This window comes from Saccharothrix algeriensis (assembly GCF_016907655.1).
Classification (GTDB): Bacteria; Actinomycetota; Actinomycetes; order Mycobacteriales; family Pseudonocardiaceae; genus Actinosynnema; species Actinosynnema algeriense.
On record NZ_JAFBCL010000001.1, the window covers coordinates 3654252 to 3670733 of the forward strand.

The window sequence follows — 16482 nt, forward strand, 5'->3', positions numbered from 1 at the left end:
GTGCGGTGTCGGTTCCGGGGACCGGCGCTAGGACCGACCCCGGCCGCGGCGGGGCCGGTCCTCGTCCGGCTCGCAGGCGATGCCGTCCCGGTCCGGGTCCAGCCGGTGCCGGTCCCGGCCGCGGACCTCGATGCGGGTCAGGCCGTGCTCGCGCAGCCACTCGCAGGCTTGCCGGACGCCCAGCGGGAGCAGCCACGGGACGCAGCCGCCGTCGGTGGCGTAGTTGCGGTCGCAGTGGTCCGGGCGCGGGCGGGTCGGCGGCGCGCTCGGCCTGCCCGGCGCGGCGGGCGTCGTCGTCACCTGCGGTGGACCGGGCGGCGGGTCGGCCGACGTCGCCGTGCCGGTCGCGACCTGCTGCGCGGGTGGCGGCGGCGGTGGCGGCGCCAGGACCGCCGTCGTGGACTGGTGGATCCCGATGGTGGTCGTGTGGGTGGCGCTCAGCTCACCCGGCGGCGCGGGGGCCAGGTCCACCCGCCGCACGTCCACCGGGCGCGGTCCGCCCATCGTGAGCACCATCGCCAGCGAAGCGCCGAGCACCAGCACCCCTGCCATCCCGGCTAACGTGACACGCCTGCCCCTGCTCATCCCTGCACCCGCTCCAGACGGCACACCACGGTGGTCACGTGGAATCGCTCCACCGCCCGAAGGCGTTACGCGCCATGGTGTTCGGGCAGGTGAGCGATCTCCGTCCACTCTTCACACCACACCCACCGGCGGTGGAATCCCCGGCCTGCCAAGGTGATCCGCCGACTCGACCGCCCGACGGCGGAGGGGGAGCCGGAGACCGCGGCACCGGGCCCGCGGGCGCCGCGGGGGACCCCGGTATAGGCGATCGCCCGACATCACACCCGTCGTTGCTCCGTTCGGAACGCGCGGTTGGGCCGATGAGACCTTTGTCGCATCGGGGACGCCGATGGCGGTGCCTAGCATGAGGAACGTTCGGTGCGTCGATCCGCACCGCGTACCCGAGCACCGAGAGGTTCACAGCCCATGCTGTTGCGACGACTGCTGCCCGCGACCGCGGTGGTGGCAGCGCTCACGCTCGTCTCCGCCTGCGGTGGAGCCGGCGACGACACGCTCGAAGGCAAGGCCGACGACGGCAACCTGACCATCGGCATCCGGTTCGACCAGCCCGGCATGGCGCAGCGCAGGCTCGACGGCAAGTACGTCGGGTTCGACGTGGACGTCGCCAAGTACGTGGCGGAGCAGCTCGGCGTGCCCGAGTCCGGCATCACCTGGAAGGAAGCCCGCTCCGCCAACCGGGAGGACATGATCACCAGCGGCGACGTGGACTTCGTCGTCGCCACCTACTCGATCACCGACAAGCGCAAGGAGCAGGTCTCCTTCGCCGGGCCGTACTTCCAGACCGGCCAGGGCCTGCTGGTGCGCTACACCGAGGCCGACATCACCGGCCCGCAGACGTTGAACGGCAAGAAGCTCTGCTCGGTGACCGCCTCGACGTCCGCGCAGAAGGTCAAGACGGAGTTCGCGCAGGGCGTGCAGCTGGTGGAGTACGGCCAGTACTCCGACTGCGTCACGGGGCTGCTGGCGGGCAACGTCGACGCCGTCACGACCGACGAGGCGATCCTCGCGGGCTACGTCGCGGAGAACCCGGAGCTGCTGAAGCTGGTGGGCGAGGCGTTCACCACCGAGCGGTACGGCGTGGGCCTGGCCAAGGCCGACTCCGAGGGGCGGGCGAAGGTCAACGCCGCCCTGGAGAAGATGGTCCGGTCCGGCGAGTGGCGCCGGGCGCTGGAGCGCAACATCGGCCGCTCCGGCGTGAAGCTGCCGGAACCCCCGCAGGTCACCGAGAAGTAGGGGCGGGGGCCGTTCACCGGCCGGTGTTCGGTGGTAGTGCTGGGCGTGGCCAACCGTTACGCTCGCCAGCGCAGGCCGTGGTTTCTGTGTTCGTGTCTCACGCTCGCGGAACGACGCGCGGGCGTGCGCTCCCCGCTCCTCCGGGGCGGGGTGGACGCCCCGGGACGGCCGGGGCTGCACGGTGCAGCCCCAAGCTTTCCTGCGATGGAGGCAGGTACATGGCACTGGGCACTGTCAAGTGGTTCAACTCCGAGAAGGGCTTCGGCTTCATCGCCCAGGAGAACGGCGGGCCGGACGTGTTCGTCCACTACTCGGAGATCCAGGGTCAGGGGTTCCGGACGCTGGAGGAGAACGAGCGGGTCGAGTTCGAGATCGGCCAGGGCACCAAGGGTCCGCAGGCCCAGAACGTGCGGAAGGTCTGATCCCCTTCACGACGACAGGCCCCCGACCGGTTCCCCGGTCGGGGGCCTGTCGCGTGATCGGGCGCCGCGACCGGGGTCGGCGAGGACCTCCGGGGCCGGCGGCGGTCACAGGCCGCGCTGGCGGGCCTCCCACTCCAGGCGCTGCATGACCCACTCCGTGGCCAGCGCCTGCGGCGAGGTCTGCCGCTCGGCGGCCAGCTCCTTCAGCTGCTCGTTCGCCACCAGCTGGAGGCGGAGCTGGTAGACCTGCGCGTTGCCGAAGCTGTTGCCGGTCGTCGTCTCGGCGTCCGCGGTCTCCGGCGCGAGCGCCGCCAGGTACGAGGTCAGCTCCTCGTCGGGCAGGAGTTCCTCCTGCTCCTTGGCCGGCGGGCGGTGGCGGCCGGACCTGTTGCGTCCTAGCGATCCAAGTGGCACCGCGCCACGATAACGGTTGCGTTGCGGAACGGTCCGAACTGTGGCTCTGCTCACAGGTCTGTGCCTGGAGAGGCCCCCGCGCCAGGGGGAGGAACGCGGGGGCCGGAGGGGATCTCCACAGGCGCTGACCGGGGGTGTGTCAGCAATTCGGATTGTTGCACGTGCACGTGGGCCTGGGGAGTGGGTTGACCGTAAATCTTCAGCTTGTCGATGGCTGGAACCCGCGCAGCCGCAGGCTGTTGGTCACCACGAAGATGCTCGAACCGGCCATCGCGGCCCCCGCGAGCATGGGATTCAACAATCCCAGCGCCGCGAGCGGCAAACCCGCCACGTTGTAGGCGAACGCCCAGAAAAGATTTCCCTTGATGGTGCGCAGGGTCCGGCGGGACAGCCGGATCGCGTCCGCCGCCGCCCGCAGGTCGCCCCGCACCAGGGTCAGGTCGCCCGCCTCGATCGCGACGTCCGTGCCGGTGCCCATCGCCAGCCCGAGGTCGGCCGCCGCCAGCGCCGGCGCGTCGTTCACCCCGTCGCCGACCATCGCCACCACGCGGCCCTCCGCCTGCAGGTGCCGCACCACGTCCACCTTCCCGGCGGGCAGCACGCCGGCGATCACCTCGTCGACGCCCACCTCGGCCGCCACGGCGCGGGCGACGACCTCGTGGTCGCCGGTCAGCAACACCGGGCGCAGGCCCAGCGCCCGCAGCTCGCGCACCGCCCGCGCGCTGGTGGGCTTCACGCCGTCGGTGACCGACAGCAGCCCCAGCGGCTCGTCGTCGGCGGCCACCGCGACCACCGTGCGCCCCAGCTCCCGCAACCGCTCGGCCTCGGCCAGCAGCGCGTCCGGCAGCTCGACCAGGCTCGGCCGCCCGGCGGTCACCCGGCGGCCGGCCAGCACCGCCGTGACGCCCAGGCCCTCGCGGTTGGCGAAGTCGGAGACCTCGGGCAGCCGGTCGACCTCGGCCAGCGCGCCGCGCACGACCGCCGCCGCGATGGGGTGCTCCGAGCCGTGCTCGACCGCGCCCGCGGCGGTCAGCAGCTCCTCGCGCGTGACGCCGTCCGCCGGCACCACGTCGACCAGCTCCAGCCGGCCCGTGGTCACCGTGCCGGTCTTGTCCAGCACCACGGTGTCCACCCGCCGGGTCGACTCCAGCACCTCCGGGCCCTTCACCAGGATGCCCAGCTGCGCGCCCCGGCCCGTGCCGACCAGCAGCGCCGTCGGCGTCGCCAGGCCCAGCGCGCACGGGCACGCGATGACCAGCACCGCGACCGCCGCCGTGACCGCGAACTCCAGCGGGCGCCCGGCCAGCAGCCACCCGGCCAGCGTCAGCACCGCGATGCCCAGGACGACCGGCACGAACACCGCCGAGACCCGGTCGGCCAGCCGCTGCACCCGCGCCTTGCCCGACTGCGCCTGCTCGACCATCCGCGCCATGCGGGCCAGCTGGGTGCCCTGGCCGACCTCGGTGGCCTCCACGACCAGCCGCCCGCCCGCGTTGACCGTGCCGCCGACCACCGGGTCGCCCGCGCGGACCTCCTCGGGCACCGACTCGCCGGTCACCATCGAGCGGTCCACCGCCGAGGAGCCCTCGACCACCACGCCGTCGGTGGCGATGCGCTCGCCCGGGCGGACGACGAACCGCCGGCCCACCCCGAGCCGCGCGATCGGGACGCGGGTCTCGCGGCCGTCCTCCAGGACGCTGACGTCCTTGGCGCCCAGCTCCAGCAGCGCGCGCAGCGCCGAGCCCGCCCGGCGCTTGGACCGCGCCTCCAGCCACCGGCCGAGCAGCAGGAACACCGTGACGCCGACCGCGACCTCCAGGTAGATGTCCCCGGTCGTGGACGGGCGCGGCACGAGGCTGAACCCGTGCCGCATCCCCAGGGCGCCCGCCTCCCCGAACACCAGCGCGTAGAGCGACCACAGGAAGGCCACGACCACGCCCATCGACACCAGCGTGTCCATGGTGCTCGCGCCGTGCCGGGCGTTGACGGCCGCGGCCCGGTGGAACGGCCACCCGCACACCCACACCACGACAGCGGCCAGCGCCAGCGAGAACCACTGCCAGCCGGGGAACTGCCAGGCGGGCACCATGCTCAGGACGACGACCGGCGCGCCCAGGAGCGCCGCGATCGCGACCCGCTCGCCCAGCTCGCCCGCCTCGCCCGCCTCGTCCTGCGCGGGCTGCTCCGGGCTCGCCGCGTACCCGGCGGCCTCCACCGCGGAGACCAGGTCCGCCACCGCCGTGCCCGGCGCGAACTCGACGCTGGCCTTCTCGGTCGCGTAGTTGACCGACGCGGTGACCCCGTCGAGCTTGTTCAGCTTGCGCTCGATCCGGTTCGCGCACGACGCGCACGTCATGCCGGTGATGGCCAGCTCGACGCGGCCGGTGGTCTCCGCGGCGGTCATCAGCCGACCAGCTCGTAGCCCGCTTCGGTGACGGCCGCGCCGACCTCGTCCCTGGTCAGCTCGCGCGTGCTGGTCACGGTGACCTCGCCGCTGGCGAGCTGGACGTCGACGCCGGTGACGCCGTCCACCGCGGTCAGCTCCTCGGTGACGGAGTTCGCGCAGTGGCCGCAGGTCATGCCGCTGACGGTGTACGTGGTGGTGACGGACATGGGCCCCTCGTTCCTGTTGGCTGGTCCGCCCAGGATACCCCTAGGGGGTAGGGCTATCATCCGGTGGGGCCTCCAGCTGGGTCAGCTCGCCCTCCAGCTTCACCACCAGCTCCTCCAGGCCGGCGAGCATCCCGTCCAGCTCGGTCATCTTGTCGTTCATCATCGCGTCGATGTCGGCCTCGATCGCCGCCAGCGAGAGGCTGCCGAACAGCTCCTGGGGGTCCGCGGGGGCCGTCGGGGCGGCCTGCTCGGGCGCGGCCTGCCCGGAAGCGGCCTGTTCCGGTGCGCTCGCGGGGCGGCCCGGGTCCCCGGTCGGGTCGGGCGCGGGCGGGCCCCCGGCGGCGTCGGCCACCGCTTCGGACACTGCTTCGGGGGAGTCGTCCGGGGGGGTCGGCGTGGCGCCCGCGGGCTGCGGGCCGGGGTCCGGGTTGGTCATGGGTCCACCCTCTCGTTGTTCGCGCCAAGCACATCACGTGCTGCTTGACACTGGATCACCTGCACGGAAAGTGACACTGCGTTGCCTTGGAATCACTCTGCGGGGGGCTGCGGTGGTTCGACGGGCTCGCTTAGCCTCGCGCCAACCTCAAGTCGGGGAGGCGTCATGAGCGGGTCGCTAGAAGTACGTCAGTTCCTGTGGAACCAGGACGACATCATGTCCAGGCCGGGCGGTGGGGTGCCCGCGCAGCGAACCGGCGAACCATCGCGGATCTCGGACGAGCAGGTCCACCGCGCACGGCTGTCCGTGGCCCGCGGCGCGACCAGCGCCGAGGACTGCCGGCTGCTGCTCGACATGCTCGGGCTGTCACCGGGCGAGGACGGGGGCGCGCCACCCGTCCAGCGGTAGGACCCGTCGGGTGGGCGGCCCGCCCGCGGCGCGCTCCCCGGGGTGCGTCGCGGGCCGGCCGCGAGGGGGTGCGCGCACCGGCCCCGGTGACCGTGAACGGGCGTGGAATCGCAGGTCAAACACTTGTGCCACCCCCGTTTTGGAGTAGATGGCACTCGTGCCCTATGCTTACGATGCTTCCACCGGACAGCGTGGAGGGCCTGGGACGAAGGTGGCCCAAGAGGCTTCCGGAGGAACCGGGTCCCCATCGTCTAGCGGCCTAGGACCCCGCCCTTTCAAGGCGGTAGCGCGGGTTCGAATCCCGTTGGGGGCACGTAGTAGAGCAAGGCCCAGTGGCGCAGTTGGTTAGCGCGTCGCCCTGTCACGGCGAAGGTCGCGGGTTCGAGTCCCGTCTGGGTCGCAAGGCTGTTCGGCTGCATGGCCGGGCCGCTACCTGGCCAGGTAGCTCAGTTGGTACGAGCGACCGCCTGAAAAGCGGTAGGTCGGCGGTTCGACCCCGCCCCTGGCCACCACGCTTGGAGACGCCGAAAAGGCCCCCGTCGTCGACGGGGGCCTTTCGCGTTCCGGTCCCCGATTCCCGTCCGGCGCCGCGCGGGCCACCGCGTTCCGCCGGGCTTCACTCACCCGGTCGGGGAAACCGGCGCCGGTGTGCGTTCCGCCACGGGGGAAAAATCCCGGCGATCCGGGTCTCACCGGCGCGCGTCGCGGAATCGCAGCACGGCCAGCGCCTGGTCGTCGTGCACCTTGGGCCGCGGCCACCGGACGCGGTCCGGGTCGTCGGCCTCCGCCGCCCGGATCCGGTCCAGCACGGCCTCCGGGCCTTCCCCGGTCGTGATGTCCAACACGCTTCGCCAATCCGCGAAGAGCCCGTACTCGTCCACCCCGCACGAGACGCCGTCGGTGGCGATCAGGGCGGTGTGGACGGCGTCGCGCGGCCACGACCGCCGCACCGCCCGGTACGCGGCGGCCGGGTCGGCCTCGGCGACCCAGAAGCCGCCCTCGCGGTTGCGCCAGTCGGTCACCCGGTCGACCCGGCCGCGCAGGTCCCGCAGCCGGTCGTCGGACACCACCTCCACCGCCGGGTCCCCGAACACCACCACGGGGCTGTCCGCGAGCACCAGGGCGTCGACCGAGTCCCCGGTCCAGCGCACGATCGCGACCGTGCTGGACGGCGAGTCGCCGGGCGCCAGACCGTGCCCGGTCGCGAGCCGGTCGATGGCGCCGGCCAGCTCGTCGGCCAGGTCGCCGCGCAGGCCCCGGGACCCGCCGGCCAGGAACTCGGCGGCCAGGGCGCGCGAGTGCCAGCCGCCGTCGCGCTCCCTCGGTGTCGGGGAGGTGGCCCCGTCGAGCACGACCACGGCGTTGGGGAGGACGACGATCCGGTCTTCGGTGGGCCGGGGCCGGCCGTCGTTGCCGACCCCGGCGCGCTCGGCGGTGCTGATCTCGGGCATCGACTCCGAGCCTATCGTCAACCAGGGTTGACAAGGCGGCGTTTGTCAACCATGGTTGACGTCATGACGGAGGCAACGCGACTCGCCTCGGCGGCGGGCGACCAGGACCCCCGGGTCGGGCTGCGGGCGGTCAGCGCACTGCGCCGGCTGCTCGAGCAGCTCGAAGCGGCCCAGGTGCGCAACGCCCGCGTCCGGGGCTGGTCCTGGCAGGAGATCGCGGCCGAGCTGGGCGTCAGCAGGCAGGCGGTCCACAAGAAGCACGGGGGAAGCCGATGATCGGGGAGCGGTTCACCAGGGAGGCCCGCACGGCGGTGCAGGGCGCCGTCGAGGAGGCCCGGCGGGCGGCGGCGACCGAGGTCGCGCCGGAGCACCTGCTGCTGGCGGTGCTGGACGCGCCCGTGCTGGCGTCGTTCGGCGTGCGGCGGGACGAGGTCGAGGCGGACCTCCGCTCAGCCCGCCGCAGGGGCGGGCTGAGCGGGGCCGACGCGGCGGCGCTGCAGGGGCTGGGCATCGACGTCGACGAGGTCGTGGCCTCGGTCGAGCGGTCGCTCGGCGAGGGCGCGCTGGCCGCGGGCCCCGCGCCGAAGCGGCGGTGGTTCGGGCCGCCGTTCACCGCGGCGGTCAAGCGGGTGGTGGCCCGCGGCCTCGTCGAGGCCCGCGACCTCGGCCACGGCACGCTCGGCGAGGAGCACCTGGTGCTGGCGCTGCTGTCCGGGCCCGGCCTCGCGGCCGAGGTCCTCGGGGCCCGCGGCGTCGACTACCCCGGGGTCAGGCGGCGGGTCGCGGGCTCACCCAGGTGACCAGCGGCAGGAACGCCTGCGTGAGCGGGCCGATGGCCAGGGCGTACAGGACGGTGCCGACGCCGACCGTGCCGCCCAGCAGCCAGCCGCCGGCCAGCACCGCCAGCTCCACCGCGGTCCGCACCAGGCGCAGCGACGTCCCGGTCCGCGCGCAGAAACCGGTCGTGAGGCCGTCGCGCGGGCCGGGGCCGAGCCGCGCCCCGATGTAGACGGCGGCGGCCAGCCCGTTGAGCACGATGCCCGCCACCAGCAGCAGGACGCGCGGCAGCAGCTCCGCGGGGGCGGGGACGAGGGCGAGGGTCACGTCGACCGCGATGCCGATCAGGAAGACGTTGCTGACCGTGCCGACGCCGGGGCGCTGCCGCAGGGGGATCCAGCAGAGCAGGACCAGCGCGCCGACGAGGATGGTGACCGTGCCGAAGCTCAGGCCGGTGCGCCTGGTCAGGCCCTCGTGCAGCACGTCCCACGGGTCCAGGCCCAGCGTCGCGCGGATCTGCAGCGCCATGCTCGCGCCGTAGAGCCAGAGCCCCGCGAACAGCTGGGGCAGGCGGCGGACGGGGGAGACGGACACCGGGACGGGTGTGAGGGCGGCGAGCATGCGGCCATCCTGGGCGTTGATTGGCTTTGTCCTCCAGATCCAATGCTGAATAATTGGACTGGTGAACCAGGACGTCCCACCAGGTGGTCGCATATCGGGGTTCCGGCTGGCCCGCCAGCTCGGCGAGTGGCGGCGGCGCGGCGCCCGGCAGGGCTCGGCCGACCTCGCGGCGGCCATCCGGCTGCTCGTCCTCGACGGCCGCCTGCCCGCCGGCACCCGCCTGCCCGCCGAGCGCGAGCTGGCCGACGCGCTGCCCGTCAGCCGCACCATGATCACCGCGGCCCTCGACCAGCTGCGGTCCGAGGGCCTGGTGGCCAGCCGGCGGGGCGCGGGGTCCTGGATCAGCCTGCCGACCGGGGCGCTGGGCATCGTCCCCGACACCCCGCTGGTGGGCCCGAGCATGGTCGACTTCGCCCGCGCCGCGCCGCCCGCGGTCCCCGGCACGGCGGCGGCGTTCGACGCCGTCCGGCTGCGCCTGACCGAGCACCTGGGCAGCCACGGCTACTACGAGCAGGGCCTGCCCGAGCTGCGCCGGCGCATCGCGCAGCGGTACGAGGCGCGCGGCCTGCCGACGTCGCCGGACCAGATCGTCGTCACCAGCGGCGCGCAGCACGCGCTGGCCCTCGCGCTGCGCCTGCTCACCGGGCCCGGTGACCGGGTGCTGGTGGAGCAGCCGAGCTACCCCAACGCGCTGGACGCGATCAAGGCGGTGTCCGCGATCCCGGTGCCGGTGGCCATGACCCCGACCGGCTGGGACCTGCCGGGGATCGCGGCGGCCTTCCGCCAGGCCGCGCCGCGCCTGGCCTACCTGGTGCCGGACTTCCACAACCCCACCGGCCACCGGCTGGACGCCGAGGGCCGGGCGGAGCTGGTCGACACCGCCCGCCGCGCCCGCACCCCGCTGGTCGTCGACGAGACGGTGGTGGAGCTGGACCTCGACGGCGACCCGCTGGACGGCCCGCCGCCGGTGGCGTCCTACGCGGAGGACCTGGTCGTGACGCTGGGGTCGGCGAGCAAGGCGTACTGGGGCGGGCTGCGCATCGGCTGGATCCGGGCGTCGGCCGAGGTGGTGCACCGCCTGGTCTCCACGCGGACGGCGCTGGACCTCGGGTCGGCGGTGGTCGAGCAGATGGTGCTGGCCGAGCTGATGACCGACCCGGACCGCAGCCTGGCCGGGCGGCGCGCGCAGCTGGCGGCCCAGCGCGACGTGCTGATGGCCGACCTGCGCGAGCACTGCCCGCGGTGGCGGTTCCGCCGGCCGTCGGGCGGGCTGAGCGTGTGGTGCGAGCTGGACGCGCCGATCAGCACGCGGGTGGCCGTCGTGGCGCAGAACCACGGCATCCGCCTGGCCCCGGGTTCCCGCTTCGGCGCCCACGGCGGCTTCGAGCGCTGGCTGCGCCTGCCCTACGTCCTGCCGCCCGACGTGCTCCGCGACGCGGTCCGCCGCCTGGGCCTGGTGGCCGCGTCCGTCACCGGCGCCGGCCTGGCCGACCAAGCCGACACCACGCTGCCCGTCGCCTGACCCCTCCGCCCTGATCGCGACGCTCCGCATCCCGGCGGCTCCGGGACCACCTGGGTGGGGGTCGTCCGGGCGGGGGGTGGTGTCACCGTCGGGCTCCGGCGCAGCCCCTCGATGAGCCGGAGTCCGACGGTGGTCGTGGACCTGCGGCGGGGACGTTCCAGGGATGGCGTCCCCCGCCGCAGGTTCCCGTGCGACCCCGTCGGCACAGGGGCAGTGTGGCGACGGGATCATGCCCGTTCCTACCGGGGCGCGGTCGGTAGGAACGGGGAGCTTCGCGCGGGGCGGGTGCGGTGGGTCGAGAGCGGGGAGGGTGGGGATACAAGGGTCCGGGAAACGCGTTCCCGCGGTGGTGAGGAGAATTCAGGAACTCGACCGGGTCAGGGGTCGGCGCGCCTGCGGTGGGCAGACGGGTGCCGTCCTGTTCAGTCGGGTGACGTGCTCGGCAGGCCCGGGGTGCTGCCGGGGGAACGCCAGTCGTCCCGCCGCTCGACCGACCGGGCGGTCGGGGGCGTCAGGTGGTGCTGGCTCGCCGTGCACCCGGGAACGCCACCTCGGTGGCCGTTCGAGCTGTCCTGCGCACCCGAGGACGCCGTGGTCGGCGCGGCGGGCGCGGGGGCCTGGCCCGGGGTCGGCGCGGGGGCCGTCGGGCCGGGCTTCTCCCAGGTCGGACCGGTCGCGAGGAGCGCTTCCGCGGGCGCCTCGGCCGGCTCGGGAGCCGGGGGGACCGGCAGGTCGTCGGCCACCGGCGCGGGCTCGGCGGCGGGCGCCGCGACCGGTGGGGTCGCGGGTTCCGGGGCCGGCTGCCCGGTGGCCGGCGCCGCCCGGGGGGCGGCGGGCTCGGCCGCGGCCCCCGCCTCGCGCGGCTCGACCGGCGCCTTGTTCGCCACCGCGGCGGAGTGGCTGTAGCCGGTGCGCCCCGCGCCGCCGGAGTGGTGGAACTCCTCTTCCACCAGGTCGGCCATGTGCTCGCCGGTGGACGTCGCGGCCACCATCCCGACGGGGGGCACGACGGGCGCCTCCGCCGAGGTCAGCACCTCCGCCGGGACCAGCACGTCGACCGGCAGCGGGACCGCCGCGGGCAGCGCGGTCACGGCCGGCAGGCGGACCGCCTGGGAGAGGGCCGCGGGGAGCGCGATCGCGTGGTCGGGCAGCGCGGAGCCGGTGGGCATGGCCTCAGGCAGCGCGGAGCCGGTGAACGCGGAGCCGGTGGGCACGGCCTCGGGCAGCGCGGAGCCGGTGAACGCGGGGCCGGTGAGCGCGGGGCCGGTGAGCGCGGAGTCGGGCAGCGCGGCGCTCGGCAGGCCGGTCGCCGTGTGCTGCTGGTGCAGCACGACGTTCACCGGGTCGAGCGTTTTTGGCCCCTCGTCCGAGTGGTCTTGCGGTTGGGCCGAGGCCGAACCGCCGCAGCACAGCCACGCGACCGCCGCCAGACCGCCCGCGGCCAGCGCCCGGAGCAGCAGCGATCCGCTGCGGCGCACCGCGTCGGAGCCTGCCACTGGAGATCACCACCGTTCCGGTTGCGGCGAACGGGACGGACCGTTCGAGGTCTGCGTTTCGCTATGTCTAGCACTGGGCACCGCATTTGCGAACGTTTCGGCGCGGAACCCACTCGGAAGGGCGGTGTCGTGCGGCTGTCCGGGGCGTCGCGCCCGTCCGTGAACACCGTCCGTCGTGTTCAGCGCATCGGGTGACCACAACAAGCGTCCGGTGTGGACACCGGGCACTGTGTCCACCATGGACAGCGTCGACGTCATCTCACTGGCCGAACTCGCCGACCGCTGGCGGGCGGAGCACCCCGGCCTGACCGTGCACGACCCCGGCGGACCGCAGGAGTGCCTGATACGTTCGGGTGAACTCCTGATTCGGTCGGACGGCGTAACGGCGGCGGTGGACCGGTTGCGCCGTTGGGTGGACCGGGTGGAGGAGGCGCCGGAGACGAAATTCGCTCGCATCCACCTGCGGCCCGGCGAGCAGCCCGTGCGGATCGCCGCGGACTGCGGCCTGGCCGTCGCGCCGCACCACGTCCACGTCGGCAGCCCCATCATGATCGGCACCGCCCGCCCCCTGCCGCGCTCGGCCCCGCCGCCGCCCGCGCCCGCCGACGAGACGTGGTCGGTCACCGCCGCGGTGCTCGACACCGGTCTGGACCCGCACCCGTGGTTCGCCGGGCGGCCGTGGTTCGCGGCGTCGGAGCACTCGCCCGAGGTGCTCGACGCCGACGGGCGGCCCGGCCAGGACCGGCAGGCCGGGCACGGCACGTTCGTGGCCGGCGTGCTGCTGCAGCACGCGCCGGGCGTGCAGGTCCGGCACCGGCGGGTGCTGTCGTCGCTCGGGCTGACCGACGACGCCACCGTCGCGCGCGGCCTGCGGTCGGTGCGCGGGGCGGCCGACGTCGTCGTGCTCACGTCGGGCTGCCACACGGCCGACGACACCTGCCCGCCCGTGCTGCGGCACGAGGTCGAGCGGTCCGGGGCGGTGGTCGTGGCCGCCGCCGGCAACGGCGCGACGTCGCGCCCGGTGTGGCCGGCGGCGCTGCCCGGGGTGGTGGCGGTCGGCGCCGACGCGCCGTTCTCCAACCACGGGCCGTGGGTCGACGCGCTCGCGCCCGCCGTGGACGTGACCAGCAGCCACGTGCGCCTGACGCCCTCGGCGGACGCCGCGCCGGGCACCGAGACGCGCGAGTACGGCTACGCCCGGTGGAGCGGCACGTCCTTCGCCGCGCCGCGCGTCGCCGCCGACATCGCCCGCCTGCTGCACCTCGGCGTGCCGCCGGCGGAGGCGGTCCGGCAGATCACCCGGCACCCCGACGGGCCGCCGGCCGCGCTGCAGCCGACCTGACGGCCGCCGGGCCGGCGTCACCCCGCGCCGAAGCACACGAACGAGAGGTCGCCGTGCTCCAGCTGCGCCGCGGCCAGTGCCCGCGCGGGTGCGCCCAGGTCCGCGTGCAGGTCCGCCATGAGCCCGACCACCCGGTCGTCCGGCACCGCCCGCACGCCGGCGACCACCGCCCGCACCCCTCGGCGCAGCAGGGCCGGCGCGAGCCCGGAGTCGCACGCCGACAGCACGACGACCGACGGCGCGTTCCCGACGCGGTCGAAGTCGTAGCCGTGCAGCGGGCCGTCGTCCAGCACCAGGTGGGAGAACAGGGGCAGGTCGGTCCGCCGGACGCCGTGCGCGGCGATGTGGACGACGTCCGCGGTTTCCATGGCGTGCAGGGCCTCCGCCACCGTCGAGAGCCGCTGACCGCCGTGGATCCGTTGCAGCGCTTGCACTTCCTGCTCCGCACAGCGCAGCGACGGCCCGGCGAACCACACCCGCCGATCCACCGACAGCGGCCTGCGGGCGGCCGACAGCCAGCACCCCGCCGACGGCGCGACGGAGACCTCGCGACCGCGGCAGGACGGCAGCGCCGCCCACGGCACGCGTTCCAGCTCGGCGCTGGGCACGACCACCAGCGGGCGGTCGCCGGCCGGGGCGGTGAGCCGGTCCAGCGCGGCGAGCGCGCCCGGGTCGTCGGCCAGCTCCAGCCGCTCGGCCTGCCGGGCGAGGGCGGCGGCGTCGCCGAGGTCGTGCAGCCGCACCCCGCCCGCCGCCGCGCACACCGCCGCCAGCCGCCCGCCGTGGTTGGTGAAGCTGAGCATCGCCTTGTCCGCCAACGCTTCCAGCAGGTCGGGCAACGCGAACGCCGGTCGGCGCGAGGTGCCGGCGGCCAACGACAGGCGGCGGATCTCCCGCTCCAGGGACACGACCCGCCGGTGGTCGTCGCGGGCGCGGGCCAGGCGCAGCTCGGTCAGCGCCGCGGCCGTCTCCCGGGTCGGCGCCGGCGGGTCGGCGCGCCGCCGCTCGCCCCACCGCAGGGCGGCGGCGGCGTCACCGCGGCGCAGGGCGTGGCCCAGGGCGATGTCGACCAGTTCGGTGCCGGGCCACGTGGTCGGCTCGTGCAGGCGCAGCCCCGCCGAGCAGGCGGCCACCGCCGCCCGCCGGCTGGTGGCCGCCCTGGCGCGGGCCAGCCAGCCGATCGCCCGCGACCGCGTGGTCCCGCGATCGCGGCGGGCGGTGTGCGGCGCGGCCACCAGGCGCAGCTCGGCCGCGTCGTCGTGGTGGCCCTGGCGCTCGCACGCGGCGGCGATCGCGGTCGGCGAACCCGGCGCGCCCGCCCGCACCGCCACCGCCCGCGCGGCCGGGACCCAGCGCAGCCGGCGCTGCCGGCGGAACAGCGCCCCGGCGCGCTCGGCCAACCCGCGGGCCGCGGCGGGGTCGCCGTCCCGCAAGGCGCAGCGGGCGGCCAGGAGCAGCGCCTCGGGCAGCCGGGAGCCCCGGTCGCACCGGTCGAGCAGCGCCACCGCCGGGTCCAGCACGGCGCGGGCCTCCCGCACCAGGCCCGCGCCGAGCAGGGCTTCCGCCCGGTCGACCAGCGCCTCCGGGCGGCGGGTGGTGCGCAGGCCCTGCCGGGCCGCGTGCTCGTAGTGACGCAGGGCGGTCGGGAGGTCGCCCGCGAGCATGGCGACGAAACCCCTGTTGTGCAGGCACATCGCCGCGCGGTCCGGCTCGCCCAGGGAGGTCAGGGCGGTGTGCGCGGCGGCGAAGTCCGCGTCGGCCCCGGGCAGGCGCAGGGCGTAGGCGCGGGCGATCCCGCGGCCGGTCAGCGCGTTGGCGAGCCAGCGGCGGTCGTCCCGGCGGCGCAGGGCCCGGATCGTCCGGGACAGGCTGCTGATCGCCAGCCGCGGGTCGGCCTGCTGGCACAGCGCGAGGCCGCGCAGGCACCGGGCGCGGACCCGGTCCGGGCCGGTGAACGCCGTCGCGTCCAGGTGCCGCGCGCACGCCTCGGCGTCGCCCCGGTCGAGCGCGATCCACGCCAGGGTGAGCCGGAACCTCGGGTCGCCCGTCCTGGCCAGGGCGCGCTCCGCGAGGCGCCGCGCCTCGGCCAGGCGGCCCAGCTCGACCAGCGCGAGGGCGCGCTCGTGGGCGTCCCGGCCGCGGGCCGGCGTGCGGTGCGGCGCGGTGGTGGGCGTCATGCGACGAACCAGCGGGTCGCGAGGTCGGGGCGGCCCGGCCGGCGCAGCACGAACCGGACCGGTCCCGGCGGGACGCCGTCCACGTGGAACCAGCCGGCCGGGTCGATGCCGGTCGTCCTGGCGCCGCCCGGCCAGCGGGTGACGGCGTGCGTGCCGGTGCGGGCCAGGCCGGTGACGCGCAGGCCCGTCGCGGTGAGCTCCAGGCGCAGGTCGAGGTCGGCGAAGCGCAGCACGCGGACGTGGCCCGCGCCGCGCAGCCCGGGTTCGGCGGTGTGGGCGGAGTCGGTGAGCAGGCGCGACAGCTCGGCCCCGGACCGCTCGGCCAGCGCGGCCCGGGCGCGCGCGGCGAGGTCGGCCGGCGGCGGGTCCAGGCGGTCGACCAGGTCGGCCAGCGAGCGCAGGAGGTCTTCGTCGGTCATCCGGCGCTCCCCGTGACCAGGCGGCGGCGCAGGACTTCCAGGCACCGGCCGCGGGTGGGGCCCAGGCTGTTCGGCGGGATGCCCACCGCCTCGGCCACCTGCGCGAACGACAGCTCGGGCGCGAACGCGACCAGGTGCAGGATCCGGCGGCACCGCTCGGTGAGGGTGGTGTAGGCGCGCCACAGGCGGGACCGGGTGTCGCCGGCGAGGGCGCGGTCCTCGGGGGTGGGGTCCTCGGCCTCCGGCTCCCACAGGTCGAGCGGCTCCTCCCGGCCGCGCACGCGCAGCACGGCCAGCGCCTCGCGGCGGGTCGTCGTGGTCAGCCACGCGGCCAGCCGCTCGGGGCGGCGGATCCGGGTCAGGTTCTCGGCCAGGACCAGCCACGTCGCCTGGTGGACGTCCGCCGCGTCGTCGGGGCTCAGCCGGTGCGACCGGGCGACCGTCCACACCAGCCGGGAGTACCGGTGGACGATCTCCTGCCACGCGCCCCGGTCACCCCGGTGCGCCCGCGCCAGCAGCTCTGCGTTGCCTTGATCGTGCATGCCCGATGTGAGGGTCGCTCGGTC

General features: G+C 75.4%; 18 protein-coding genes and 3 tRNA genes. 10 read left to right on the forward strand and 11 right to left on the reverse strand.

Translation table 11 applies throughout. The features are described 5' to 3' along the window. Positions 1-27 precede the first annotated feature (27 nt). Entirely contained in the window at positions 28-552 is a 525-nt protein-coding gene (locus JOE68_RS16675; RefSeq protein ID WP_204843262.1) for a hypothetical protein, read from the reverse strand. A 438-nt stretch (positions 553-990) separates the two neighbouring features. Between JOE68_RS16675 and JOE68_RS16680 the strand changes: the two genes are divergently transcribed. Both JOE68_RS16680 and JOE68_RS16685 read left to right on the forward strand, forming a co-directional pair. Next, a complete protein-coding gene (locus JOE68_RS16680) occupies positions 991-1818 on the forward strand; it encodes a glutamate ABC transporter substrate-binding protein (protein ID WP_204843263.1) in 828 nt (275 codons plus the stop codon). 218 nt (positions 1819-2036) lie between these two features. Then, positions 2037-2240 carry a cold-shock protein gene (locus JOE68_RS16685; protein WP_204843264.1) on the forward strand — a complete coding sequence of 68 codons (204 nt, stop codon included), beginning with the start codon at positions 2037-2039 and terminating at the stop codon, positions 2238-2240. Positions 2241-2345: 105 nt separating this feature from the next. Here JOE68_RS16685 and JOE68_RS16690 read toward each other — a convergent pair whose 3' ends face one another. From JOE68_RS16690 to JOE68_RS16705, 4 genes are all read right to left on the reverse strand, one after another. After that, on the reverse strand, positions 2346-2654 hold the full coding sequence (locus JOE68_RS16690; protein WP_204843265.1) for a hypothetical protein: 309 nt from the start codon (positions 2652-2654) through the stop codon (positions 2346-2348). A 199-nt stretch (positions 2655-2853) separates the two neighbouring features. Beyond that, complete coding sequence (locus tag JOE68_RS16695; protein WP_204843266.1) at positions 2854-5058, reverse strand: heavy metal translocating P-type ATPase; 2205 nt, start codon at positions 5056-5058, stop codon at positions 2854-2856. Beyond that, positions 5058-5267, reverse strand: a complete 210-nt coding sequence (locus JOE68_RS16700) for a heavy-metal-associated domain-containing protein (RefSeq protein WP_204843267.1) — start codon at positions 5265-5267, stop codon at positions 5058-5060. The genes JOE68_RS16695 and JOE68_RS16700 overlap by 1 nt, the downstream gene beginning before the upstream one ends. A 40-nt stretch (positions 5268-5307) precedes the next feature. Continuing rightward, positions 5308-5703, reverse strand: a complete 396-nt coding sequence (locus tag JOE68_RS16705; protein ID WP_204843268.1) for a hypothetical protein — start codon at positions 5701-5703, stop codon at positions 5308-5310. Positions 5704-5868: 165 nt separating this feature from the next. On the opposite strand from JOE68_RS16705, the gene JOE68_RS16710 reads away from it, so the two are divergent. The 4 genes from JOE68_RS16710 (at position 5869) to JOE68_RS16725 (ending at position 6623) form a co-directional block, all read left to right on the forward strand. Next, positions 5869-6111 carry a hypothetical protein gene (locus JOE68_RS16710; protein ID WP_121010399.1) on the forward strand — a complete coding sequence of 81 codons (243 nt, stop codon included), beginning with the start codon at positions 5869-5871 and terminating at the stop codon, positions 6109-6111. A 240-nt stretch (positions 6112-6351) separates the two neighbouring features. Then, positions 6352-6424 (forward strand) — tRNA-Glu (locus tag JOE68_RS16715). Between the two features lie 13 nt (positions 6425-6437). After that, positions 6438-6511: transfer RNA gene (locus tag JOE68_RS16720), tRNA-Asp, on the forward strand. Between the two features lie 35 nt (positions 6512-6546). Next, a tRNA-Phe gene (locus JOE68_RS16725) sits at positions 6547-6623 on the forward strand. A gap of 177 nt (positions 6624-6800) precedes the next feature. On the opposite strand, the gene JOE68_RS16730 is transcribed toward JOE68_RS16725, so the two are convergent. Then, entirely contained in the window at positions 6801-7562 is a 762-nt protein-coding gene (locus tag JOE68_RS16730; RefSeq protein ID WP_204843269.1) for a protein phosphatase 2C domain-containing protein, read from the reverse strand. 63 nt (positions 7563-7625) lie between these two features. Between JOE68_RS16730 and JOE68_RS16735 the strand changes: the two genes are divergently transcribed. Beyond that, a complete protein-coding gene (locus tag JOE68_RS16735) occupies positions 7626-7838 on the forward strand; it encodes a helix-turn-helix domain-containing protein (protein WP_204843270.1) in 213 nt (70 codons plus the stop codon). After that, positions 7835-8362, forward strand: a complete 528-nt coding sequence (locus tag JOE68_RS16740) for a Clp protease N-terminal domain-containing protein (RefSeq protein WP_204843271.1) — start codon at positions 7835-7837, stop codon at positions 8360-8362. The genes JOE68_RS16735 and JOE68_RS16740 overlap by 4 nt, the downstream gene beginning before the upstream one ends. On the opposite strand, the gene yczE is transcribed toward JOE68_RS16740, so the two are convergent. Beyond that, complete coding sequence (gene yczE, locus JOE68_RS16745) at positions 8331-8960, reverse strand: membrane protein YczE (protein ID WP_204843272.1); 630 nt, start codon at positions 8958-8960, stop codon at positions 8331-8333. The two genes, JOE68_RS16740 and yczE, sit on opposite strands and share 32 nt — an antisense overlap. A gap of 61 nt (positions 8961-9021) precedes the next feature. Here yczE and yczR point away from each other — a divergent pair, with 61 nt between their 5' ends. Further along, positions 9022-10482: a MocR-like transcription factor YczR gene (gene yczR / locus JOE68_RS16750; RefSeq protein WP_204843273.1), complete on the forward strand. Its 1461-nt coding sequence runs from the start codon at positions 9022-9024 to the stop codon at positions 10480-10482. A gap of 422 nt (positions 10483-10904) precedes the next feature. Here the strand turns inward: yczR and JOE68_RS16755 are convergent, their stop codons facing one another. Then, positions 10905-11978, reverse strand: coding sequence for a hypothetical protein (locus tag JOE68_RS16755; protein ID WP_204843274.1), 1074 nt, complete (start codon positions 11976-11978; stop codon positions 10905-10907). 238 nt (positions 11979-12216) lie between these two features. Between JOE68_RS16755 and JOE68_RS16760 the strand changes: the two genes are divergently transcribed. Continuing rightward, the gene (locus JOE68_RS16760) at positions 12217-13320 is read left to right on the forward strand and encodes a S8 family peptidase (protein ID WP_204843275.1); all 1104 of its coding nucleotides are present in this window, start codon (positions 12217-12219) and stop codon (positions 13318-13320) included. Between the two features lie 17 nt (positions 13321-13337). On the opposite strand, the gene JOE68_RS16765 is transcribed toward JOE68_RS16760, so the two are convergent. The 3 genes from JOE68_RS16765 to JOE68_RS16775 are packed head-to-tail and all read right to left on the reverse strand — an operon-like array spanning position 13338 to position 16458. Then, entirely contained in the window at positions 13338-15497 is a 2160-nt protein-coding gene (locus tag JOE68_RS16765; RefSeq protein WP_204843276.1) for a CHAT domain-containing protein, read from the reverse strand. Next, entirely contained in the window at positions 15494-15916 is a 423-nt protein-coding gene (locus JOE68_RS16770; protein WP_204843277.1) for a hypothetical protein, read from the reverse strand. The genes JOE68_RS16765 and JOE68_RS16770 overlap by 4 nt, the downstream gene beginning before the upstream one ends. Then, entirely contained in the window at positions 15913-16458 is a 546-nt protein-coding gene (locus JOE68_RS16775) for an RNA polymerase sigma factor (protein WP_204843278.1), read from the reverse strand. Before JOE68_RS16775 ends, JOE68_RS16770 begins: the two co-directional genes overlap by 4 nt. Between the last annotated feature and the right edge of the window lie 24 nt (positions 16459-16482).